We start from the raw sequence: 8049 nt of genomic DNA on the forward strand, positions 1-8049 counted from the left end.
CCATCAAGGGCTGCCGGAACCGTCAGACGTTGCGGCCGTAAGGGCCGTCGTCGCCCATCTGCACCATGTTCTCTGCAGTGGCGAGCGGCTTGGGCTGCTTTGCAAACTTGTCGGCCACGCAGTCGGCGTAGTAGCGCACTTGCCCGCTTTCGTCTTCCACCTCCACCAGGCCGTGGATATCGGTTTCAAAACCGGGGCACAGCTTGGCGAACTCGCGTGCGAACTTGAGGTAGTCCACGATCTTCTTGTTGAACACTTCGCCTGGAATCAGCAGCGGAATGCCCGGCGGATACGGCGTGACCAGGCCCACGGTGATGCGGCCTTCAAGGTGGTCGATCTCCACGCGCTCGGTGGTGCGGTGGGCGATGTGGGCAAACGCATCGCTGGGCTTCATGGCGGGCGTCAGATCCGAGAGGTACATCTCGGTCGTCAGGCGCGCGATGTCGTACTTTGCGTACATCTCGTGCACATGCTGGCACAGGTCTTTGAGGCCCATGCGCTCGTAGCGCTTGTGCTGCTGGCAGAACTCGGGAAGGATGCGCCACATGGGCTGGTTCTTCTCGTAGTCGTCCTTGAACTGTTGCAGCGCGGTCAGCAGCGTGTTCCAGCGGCCCTTGGTGATGCCGATGGTGAACATGATGAAGAAGCTGTACAGGCCCGTCTTTTCGACCACCACACCGTGCTCGGCAAGGTATTTGGTGACGATGGACGCCGGGATACCGGTCTTGTCGAACTTGCCGTCCAGGCTCAGGCCGGGCGTGACGATGGTGGACTTGATCGGGTCGAGCATGTTGAAGCCGTCAGCCAATTGGCCAAAACCGTGCCACTTGCTGCCGGCCTTCTTGCTCTTGCTGTCGCTACGGATGATCCAGTCTTCTGCGCGGCCAATGCCTTCGTCCACCAGCTTGTCCGGACCCCAGACCTTGAACCACCAGTCATTCTTGCCAAATTCGTGCTCGACCTGCCGCATGGCGCGGCGGAAGTCGAGGGCTTCGAGAATGCTCTCTTCCACCAGCGCGGTGCCGCCGGGCGGCTCCATCATGGCGGCCGCCACATCGCAGCTGGCGATGATGCTGTACTGAGGGCTGGTGCTGGTGTGCATCAGGTAGGCCTCGTTGAACAGGTGGCGATCGAGCTTGGTGGTCTGCGAGTCTTGCACCAGCACATGGCTGGCCTGGCTGATACCGGCCAGCAGCTTGTGGATGGACTGCGTGGCATAGGTCACCGAATGCTTGGGGCGCACGCGCTTCTTGCCCATGGCGTGGTAGCTGCCATAAAACGGGTGGAAGGCCGCGTGGGGCAACCAGGCTTCGTCAAAGTGCAGGTTGTCCACGTAGCCATCGAGCATGCTCTTGATGGTTTCGGTGTTGTAAAGCACGCCGTCGTAGGTGGACTGCGTGAGCGTGAGCACGCGCGGCTTGACCTTCTTGGCATCCACGCCCTTGAGCAGCGGGTTGGCCTTGATCTTGGCCTGGATGGCCGCAGGCTCGAACTCGCTTTGCGGGATCGGCCCGATGATGCCGAAGTGGTTGCGCGTGGGCTTCATGAACACAGGAATCGCCCCGGTCATGATGATGCTGTGCAGGATGGACTTGTGGCAGTTGCGGTCTACCACCACCACGTCGCCGGGTGCCACGGTGTGGTGCCACACCATCTTGTTCGATGTGGACGTGCCGTTGGTCACAAAGAAGCAGTGGTCGGCATTGAAGATGCGCGCGGCGTTGCGCTCGCTCTCGCCAATGGCGCCGTTGTGGTCGAGCAGCTGGCCCAGCTCTTCCACGGCATTGCACACGTCGGCGCGCAGCATGTTTTCGCCGTAGAACTGGTGGTACATCTGGCCCACCGGGCTTTTGAGGAACGCCACGCCGCCCGAGTGACCAGGGCAGTGCCAGCTGTAGGAGCCGTCTTCGGCGTAGTCGAGCAGCGCCTTGAAGAACGGGGGCTGCACGCTTTCAAGATAGCTCTTGGCCTCGCGGATGATGTGCTTGGCCACAAATTCGGGGGTGTCCTCGAACATGTGGATGAAACCATGCAGCTCCCGCAGAATGTCATTGGGCAGATGGCGGCTGGTCTTGGTTTCGCCGTGCACATAAATCGGCACTTCGGTGTTCTTGCGCCGCACTTCGCCAATGAAGCTGCGCAGGCTCAGCACGATGGGGTCGAGCCCCTCGTTCGCTGTGAACTCTTCATCGTCAATCGACAAAATGAAAGCACTGGCGCGGCTTTGCTGCTGGGCAAACTGCGACAAGTCGCCATAGCTGGTAACCCCGACCACTTCGAAGCCCTCGGCCTCGATGGCCTGTGCCAAAGCGCGAATGCCAAGGCCCGAGGTGTTCTCGGAACGATAGTCCTCATCGATGATGATGATGGGAAAGCGAAACTTCATGTGCAGCCTCCGTGCAACCGTGCCATGCCCGGCCAAATAACGAAACAGGCGCGAAGTGTAAGGAATAACCGTGACCCGCCTTTGAAGTGCCATTCTTTTGACCCAGAATGTGGTGCACTAAAGACGAACAAAAAAAGGAGTCGGCATGGAGGAATCCACGATCTGGTGGTTGTTGGCAGGTGTGGCCGTAGTCACCGAGTTGCTGACGGGCACGTTCTACCTGCTGATGCTGGCGGTGGGGCTTGCGGCGGCAGCCTTGGCAGCGCATCTGGGACTGCCAATGACGGTGCAGATCGTTACCGCGGCCTTTGTGGGCGGCGGCGCGGTGGTGGCATGGCACCAGTTCAAAAAGAAGCGCCCTGGCGACCCCTCTGCCCGCGCTGATCGCAGCGTGAATCTGGATGTGGGCGAAACCGTCATGATCGACAGCTGGACCACCGACGGCACCGCCATCGTGAAATACCGCGGGGCCCAATGGACCGCCATTCATCGCCCGGGTGTCACGCCATCCACGGGCATGCACCGCGTGGCCGAACTGGTGGGCAGCCGCCTGCTGGTAGACCCGCTCTGAAACCACTTCTCACATCAGTCACCCGGAAAGGTTCTCATGGAAATCGCCATCGTCATCTTTGTCATTGCCGTCATCTTTATCGCGCGCTCCGTCAAGGTCGTGCCGCAACAAAACGCCTGGGTGAAAGAGCGGCTGGGCAAATATGCCGGCACGCTCACGCCGGGCCTGAACTTTCTGGTGCCATTTGTGGACAAGGTGGCTTACAAGCACAGCCTGAAAGAAATCCCGCTCGACGTGCCCAGCCAGGTCTGCATCACCCGCGACAACACCCAGCTGCAAGTGGACGGCATCCTGTACTTTCAGGTGACCGACCCCATGCGCGCCAGCTACGGCTCGTCCAACTACATCATGGCCGTCACCCAGCTGGCGCAGACCTCGCTGCGCAGTGTGATCGGCAAGCTCGAACTCGACAAAACCTTTGAAGAGCGCGACATCATCAACGCCCAAGTGGTCCAGGCCATCGACGAGGCAGCACTCAACTGGGGCGTGAAAGTACTGCGCTACGAAATCAAGGACCTGACGCCGCCAAAGGAAATCCTGCACGCCATGCAGGCCCAGATCACGGCCGAGCGTGAAAAACGAGCGCTCATTGCAGCGTCTGAGGGTCGCCGCCAGGAACAGATCAACATCGCCACCGGCGAGCGCGAGGCCTTCATCGCCCGCTCCGAAGGCGAAAAGCAGGCTGTCATCAACAAGGCCGCTGGCGAAGCCGCATCCATCAAGGCCGTCGCCGAAGCCAACGCCGAAGCCATCGAACGCGTTGCCGCGGCCATTCGCCAGCCCGGCGGCGAACAGGCTGTACAGCTCAAGGTGGCCGAAAAAGCCGTGGAGGCCTATGGCAAGGTGGCTCAGGATGCCACCACCACCCTCATCGTGCCCAGCAACATGAGCGAAGTGTCAGCACTGATCGGGTCGGCCATGAAGATGGTGCAAACCCAGAAAACCAGTTGACCCTGGCCTTTTTTGAGCCAAGCGAGCCCACAGCCCCAAACATCCCTTCACCTATGGCTATAATCGAAGGCTTCGGAGAGGTGGATGAGCGGTTTAAGTCGCACGCCTGGAAAGCGTGTGTGGGATAATCCCCACCGCGGGTTCGAATCCCGCCCTCTCCGCCAGATACAGCTCTAAGTTGTTGATTTTAAACAACTTTTTAGCAAGTCATCAAATCGTTATACGGCTGGTTATACGGTTGCTTTCAGCCATCTCATGGTACTGAAAGCGGCACCCACACCAGCATGAAGAAGTTCTAGCGCCCCAGGCTCTAGGACTTTTTTTCATTGGGGGCTTTCCTTTTTACATCACTAGCCACCAGCTCGGCAGCAGGTTCCAGCGGCTTTCCTGCCAGCGCCACCATGCCGCGCATCAGCAACCAGTGCTCGGCAGCGTTCAGCGCCGTGTCCTGCGCCCAGCGCCTGACATCGGCCACCGCCATGTCACGGGACATCCACAAAGCATCTTCCCAGCGCCACGTTGCCAGCCATGTGGCGCGTTGGCCACCAGTGGCGTTCACTTGTCGTAGCTGTGGCGCCTTATGCCCTGCCGCCTCAAACCGCTCGGAAATCGCCGCTTGGTGTGCAGCCGACAGCCGCCCCTCGCCCTCGATCTCCACCCAAAGCCCCAACCCCTGCGCCCAGCTCTTCTGGCGCAGTCGCAGCGCCGTGGCCATTGGCGTATCGGTTCGCAGTGCCCGCGCCTGCGGCTCCAGCACCACCCCCGCTTCGGCGTAGCGCAATGCCGCAGCCGGTGATAACTCGACGCGCCATTCATCGCTGTTGGCCATAGTGCCGCTTCCGGTGGCTTGGTCGGTATCGGCGGCATCAGCGGTTTGATGGTTTGTGCCATCCATATCGGCGTTGCCCAGTTCCTGGGCGATATGCATGTGCAACGCTTCAGCCATACACTGCCACCACAACACACGCAGGCCCGGCGCATCGCCAATACTCATCGTTGCCCGTTCCAGATGAGTCACCCTGCGCGCCAGCATCAATTGCGGCGTGCCCATTGCCTCCGCCGCATCCCGAAACGCCAACATGGCTTGGCCCTCGCTGAATGAGCGCCCCAGCATCCTGCGGGCAAACTTCAGCACCCAGGCATGGTCTGTTCGCCCTGACTTGGCTTGCCACAAAAGCACCACCGCCACAGCGCCCAGCGTATCGAGCGACTCGCGCAAAGCTTCCTCAAAACCGGGCGTGCCCATCCATGCATGCCACTGCACCAGCTCGGTGATGTCGTGCGCAGCCAGAAACCACACCAGCACGCGCAGCGCACGCACATGCTCCCGTGCCTCCACGTTCCAAAGCAGGCGAGCCACTTCAGCATCGCCTTCGCCGCTTTGCGGGTACTGCTCCAGCAAGGCTTGTACATCCCGCAAGGACCCCAAGCCCAGGCGATGTCGGGCATGCTTGCAGAAATACCGCACCGCCGCCATACGCTGCGGCCACGCGGGTGGTGTGTGCAGCGCCGTGTCGATCACCTCCAACACCAGTTGCGCTGCACCATCACCACATTCATGGTGCGACTGCTGTGGCGGTAACTCCAACAGCGCGGTAAGCAGCCGCTCAAACGGCTCGGGCGTCAAGGAATCGTCGAGCATGGGAACACCTCCATAGAAGCGAGAGAACGCAAAGAAGAAACTCCCGCCCATGCGGCAGCGGCACCTTGCACAAAGCTCGGCGCGACCAAAGGCGGGAATCCAGAAAAGAAAAGGAGAAAGAAAACCGAAAGGACGAACGAGCCGAATCGAGCTATTCGTCCCTTTGGGCCTGAGGCACAGGCGACAACACCAATACAGCGTCGATGTTCACGCGTTCACTGAACGTGGCCACCCCACGCCGTGGCTGCTTGTTCGCCCAGCCGGTCAGCATGGCATTCCACGGCACCAACGGTATCGGCGCCATGGCAGGGTCGAGGACCAGCAAATCGCTGCGCTCTCCCGCCTCGCAGCGCACGCCCACGGCCAGCACCCAGTGCATATAGCGCTCGGTAGAAAAGCACACCAAACACAGGTGACCGTCCTCCAGCGCATCCAAGGTGCGTTCGACCATGCGCGAGCGCAATTCCTTGCAGTGCACGCGTTCGGCATAGGGGGCCAGTTGCTGCTGAAGCTCTTCGACCTCGCAGCCATCGAAGTAGTAGCGCTGCGCCACTTTGCGCAACGCTGTCAGCCTCGCATCCTTGGTGTCCCAGATCAGCGCATTGCGCCGCACTTGGCCGAACAGCATCAAGGCCATCAATACGCAGTGGTAGCCGCACGTGGCGTCAACCTCCCCCTGGCGCACATGCAGCCGCTGGTTGCCCACCATGGGGCCGTGCATGCCAGCGTCCAGCCGGGGATGGCAATGGTAGGAATGCTGCATTGCTCAGTATTCCTCCGGCAGCAGCAAGGTGGTAGAGCGCCTGTCGGCCTCGGTGATGATCCACAGCCGGTGGTTCGGGGGAATGTCGTAGGCGGACAGCAAACGGCTGCCATACGTGAGCGCCGCAGCATTCGCTTGCTTGTCCTCGTCGCACAAGTCACCCCAATCCCCGGCGACATGGCGCAGCACGAACGGCAGCGGTGCGAGTTTGAGCGCTTCGAGCATGTCGAGTGCGCCGGGCGTGATAAGCACTTGGCCCAAGGGGAATAAGGGGCGGCGTTGTTGTTCGTAACGCGCCAATGCGGCGGCCTGACCAGGCGAAGAGGTCATGGGAAAGCTCCTGAGAAGAAAGGAAAGGGAGAAGGAAAAGGGAAAAAGGACGAAGCGCAGCTATGCGCTCGGCACCGCTGACAGCACACCCTGGCGCGATCCGCCACCGCACAGCCAACCACCACCGCGATGACTCGGCCACGGCGGTGCCACGCATGCTGTCATAGCAACAGCCGCGCGCATGCTACCGGGGGGTCACGGCGCGAAGGGAATCAAGCAGGGGGGATGGGGGAAGCGGCCTGGTAATACAGGCGGGAAGAAGCTGATATTGAATTGGTGACAAATCAATACGGCCAAAAACAATATCAATACGCAGTCATTATATCACATTGGCGTTGTCATATAAATATGAGCCAATGTGCTCGATATTGCGCAATGAATTCGCCGCAATAACCGATCGAGTGAAGTCCAGAATATTATGATGAAAATGTCAAGCGAATAGCTTTCTATTAAGCATCCACGATACGCCGGCGTTCATCGCCAAAGTAATCAAGAGCACTTGACGTATAACCGCACAGCCTTTGTCACTGCCCCATCCGATCGCTGGGAGATAGATGAATTACTTAGATTCTTTAAACATTGAGCCAAGGCCAAAGCTGACCCTTGATATTGATAACGGCGTGTTTCACCTGGCGCTACCTTGCTTCGTGTATTTGCGCGCATTGGCGATAAATTTGGGATACGCTGTTTTTTATAATTGCGAAGCATATCCTTTACATTTCGACATACCTCTTTACCTATTTTCTCAATTCGTTTTTCTAAAAGGACTTTGATCTGGCGTTTTGATTTCCCTAAAGGGGTAGCCTCTTCAGAGTCTTCCGAATCAAGCGATGCCGTAACAAATTTTCCCCAATCATAAGAGCTTCCAAGCTTCAATTCATCAATATTTTGTAGCAAGAAAACATCCATAGCATAGGATCGTCCTGTCTTCATTTTAGGATTTTTGCGCCTAATGACAAGCGCCGCATTGTCATTTGATCTTCGCCAAGCTAGATAACTGTCTTCCATCGTTTTGAAGCGCAGCTCTGTAACTTGGCCAATGAAGTGAAGCAGGCGCAGCCACACGGCAGGGTGTAGTTCAGTTTCCATCTGCACCGTTATATTTCCGCGCTTGATCAGTTTGCGTACTTTCTTGTGTACTTTAATGACCAACGATTTTTTAATCTTGGAATAATCATCGCTATTCAGAGAATTAACGATATCGCGAGATTTTCCCGCCAGCTCAAAATCCCGCAGCAAAAATGCATTGAAGACCTCGGTTAAAGACCAGGCAGAAGCGCCCCAGTCGATCTCGACCGGGGGGGCCTTAACAGGCTGCTGAAATACTACCCCTACGGCCGAACCTGCTCAGCGGCTGCAAGTGCGTTTGTCGCAGCAGTTTCCGTATTCTGAAAGTCAGCCCGTAA

At 58.5% G+C, this 8049-nt stretch carries 7 protein-coding genes and 1 tRNA gene; 3 read left to right on the plus strand and 5 right to left on the minus strand.

What is annotated here, in order from left to right:
- Nucleotides 1-22: 22 nt before the first annotated feature.
- Nucleotides 23-2386, minus strand: a complete 2364-nt coding sequence (locus B7Y64_RS11825) for an arginine/lysine/ornithine decarboxylase (RefSeq protein ID WP_024814807.1) — start codon at nt 2384-2386, stop codon at nt 23-25.
- 145 nt (nt 2387-2531) lie between these two features.
- Between B7Y64_RS11825 and B7Y64_RS11830 the strand changes: the two genes are divergently transcribed.
- The 3 genes from B7Y64_RS11830 (at nt 2532) to B7Y64_RS11840 (ending at nt 4072) form a co-directional block, all read left to right on the plus strand.
- On the plus strand, nt 2532-2957 hold the full coding sequence (locus tag B7Y64_RS11830) for an NfeD family protein (RefSeq protein WP_024814806.1): 426 nt from the start codon (nt 2532-2534) through the stop codon (nt 2955-2957).
- Between the two features lie 36 nt (nt 2958-2993).
- A complete protein-coding gene (locus B7Y64_RS11835; protein WP_024814805.1) occupies nt 2994-3908 on the plus strand; it encodes a stomatin-like protein in 915 nt (304 codons plus the stop codon).
- Nucleotides 3909-3982: 74 nt separating this feature from the next.
- Nucleotides 3983-4072: transfer RNA gene (locus B7Y64_RS11840), tRNA-Ser, on the plus strand.
- 146 nt (nt 4073-4218) lie between these two features.
- Here B7Y64_RS11840 and B7Y64_RS11845 read toward each other — a convergent pair.
- From B7Y64_RS11845 to B7Y64_RS11860, 4 genes are all read right to left on the minus strand, one after another.
- Nucleotides 4219-5550 (minus strand): hypothetical protein, encoded by a 1332-nt coding sequence (locus B7Y64_RS11845; protein WP_291326192.1) that lies wholly within the window; start codon nt 5548-5550, stop codon nt 4219-4221.
- A gap of 151 nt (nt 5551-5701) precedes the next feature.
- Nucleotides 5702-6313 (minus strand): hypothetical protein, encoded by a 612-nt coding sequence (locus B7Y64_RS11850; RefSeq protein WP_291326194.1) that lies wholly within the window; start codon nt 6311-6313, stop codon nt 5702-5704.
- A gap of 3 nt (nt 6314-6316) precedes the next feature.
- Nucleotides 6317-6643 (minus strand): type I restriction endonuclease subunit M, encoded by a 327-nt coding sequence (locus B7Y64_RS11855; protein ID WP_291326196.1) that lies wholly within the window; start codon nt 6641-6643, stop codon nt 6317-6319.
- 489 nt (nt 6644-7132) lie between these two features.
- The gene (locus tag B7Y64_RS11860) at nt 7133-7882 is read right to left on the minus strand and encodes a hypothetical protein (protein ID WP_291328952.1); all 750 of its coding nucleotides are present in this window, start codon (nt 7880-7882) and stop codon (nt 7133-7135) included.
- Between the last annotated feature and the right edge of the window lie 167 nt (nt 7883-8049).

The sequence above is a fragment of the Acidovorax sp. 35-64-16 genome, assembly GCF_002281195.1.
Classification (GTDB): domain Bacteria; phylum Pseudomonadota; class Gammaproteobacteria; order Burkholderiales; family Burkholderiaceae_C; genus Acidovorax; species Acidovorax defluvii.

Bases quoted from the DNA above. Each gene is read 5' to 3' on its own strand.
- B7Y64_RS11855 (WP_291326196.1), bottom strand. From the start codon at position 6,643: ATGACCTCTTCGCCTGGTCAGGCCGCCGCATTGGCGCGTTACGAACAA.
- B7Y64_RS11850 (WP_291326194.1), bottom strand. From the start codon at position 6,313: ATGCAGCATTCCTACCATTGCCATCCCCGGCTGGACGCTGGCATGCAC.
- B7Y64_RS11825 (WP_024814807.1), bottom strand. From the start codon at position 2,386: ATGAAGTTTCGCTTTCCCATCATCATCATCGATGAGGACTATCGTTCC.
- B7Y64_RS11830 (WP_024814806.1), top strand. From the start codon at position 2,532: ATGGAGGAATCCACGATCTGGTGGTTGTTGGCAGGTGTGGCCGTAGTC.
- B7Y64_RS11835 (WP_024814805.1), top strand. From the start codon at position 2,994: ATGGAAATCGCCATCGTCATCTTTGTCATTGCCGTCATCTTTATCGCG.
- B7Y64_RS11845 (WP_291326192.1), bottom strand. From the start codon at position 5,550: ATGCTCGACGATTCCTTGACGCCCGAGCCGTTTGAGCGGCTGCTTACC.